The sequence below is a fragment of the Actinosynnema sp. NPDC023794 genome, from assembly GCF_040639675.1.
In the GTDB taxonomy this organism is placed as follows: Bacteria; Actinomycetota; Actinomycetes; order Mycobacteriales; family Pseudonocardiaceae; genus Actinosynnema; species Actinosynnema luteola.
The window spans coordinates 1-1,184 of the sequence record NZ_JBFAFR010000101.1 but is presented as its reverse complement, the minus strand read 5'-3'; the positions used below and the strand labels follow the sequence as shown (position 1 = coordinate 1,184).

Here is a 1,184-nt window from a genome sequence, read left to right as displayed (position 1 = left end):
GCTCGTTCTCGGCGTTGGGCGTCGAGGATGTCGGGGTGGCGGGCGTTGGCGTTGCGCCAGCGCAGGTGTTCTTGGAGCCGTCTGGCCAGAACGGTGTGGTTGGGGTGGTTGGAGTTGGCGATGACGAAGGTGCGCAGTGGTCCGAACTGCGGCTCGATGGGGTTGGCCCAGGAGGCATAGGTCGGGGTCAGGCAGATCTCGACGTTGTTGTCGGCGGCCCAGCCAAGGATCTTGGGGGTCTTGTTGGCCGACAGGTTGTCCATGATCAGGTAGATCGGTGCGCCGTCGGGTCTGGCCGCCCTGATCGATTTCAGGGCGGCCAGACTGTGATCGCCGCCTTTGCGACGGCGGGTCACGCCCCAGAGCTGGTCGTCGCCGACGGAGTAGCAGCCGTGGAAGTAGCGGATGCCGTGGGTGCGCCGGTAGGTCGCCGGCAGCCGGTCGGGCCGGGTTTTCGGTGCCCAGCCGGAGCCGTGGTGCGGGCGGATGGACAGCGGTCCGAACTGGTCGAACGCGAAACACCGCTGCGGGAACCTGGTGAGAACCTCGTCGATGCGGTCGAGTTTGGCGTCGAAGGCGGGGTCGTTGGAGGTCTTCCAGGTCCGGGTGCGCTGGAAGCTGATCCCGTGTCGGCGCAGGATCTGACGTAATCGTTCCCGGCCGACGCGGACCCGCCGATCGGGGTTGCGGTGCAGGTGGGCGGTGAGTTTGCGCAGGCTCCAGCGGGTGAAGGGCAGTCCCGCCCTGGCGGGGCGGGCCTTGGCCGTCGCCACGACGAACGCTTCGTCGTCGGGGCTGATCAGGCGGGGACGGCCTCCCGCCCACCTAGGGTCCAGCGCCGCCAGGCCGCGGGCGTTGAAGTCGTGGATCACGTCCCGCACGGTGTCGGCGTCCGCGGCGACCAGGCGCGCGATCGACGGCGCGGGTGTTCCGGACGACGACGCCAGGATGATCATCGCCCGGCGCATCCGGATCGTGCCCTGCTTGCCCCGCCGCACGTAGTTCAGCAGACGGCGGCCCTCGTCCTCGGTTAACCGACGTGCTCTGACCGGCTCGGCCATCGACCCGTCCTCATGCTCGGCGGCGACTACGTCACCACCGAGCATGGGATCACCACGAACCGGCGTCGGGGATCTTGTCCGGCGTGTCTCCAACCCGGTGAACGTATGTGGTCAACGCACTAG

At 68.3% G+C, this 1,184-nt stretch carries 1 protein-coding gene; it reads right to left on the bottom strand.

Annotated elements, in window-relative coordinates; all coding sequences use genetic code 11:
* Positions 1 to 1,061 (bottom strand): IS630 family transposase (locus AB0H12_RS45175; RefSeq protein ID WP_499632964.1); only part of this gene is annotated, 1,061 nt, incomplete at its 3' end.
* Between the last annotated feature and the right edge of the window lie 123 nt (positions 1,062 to 1,184).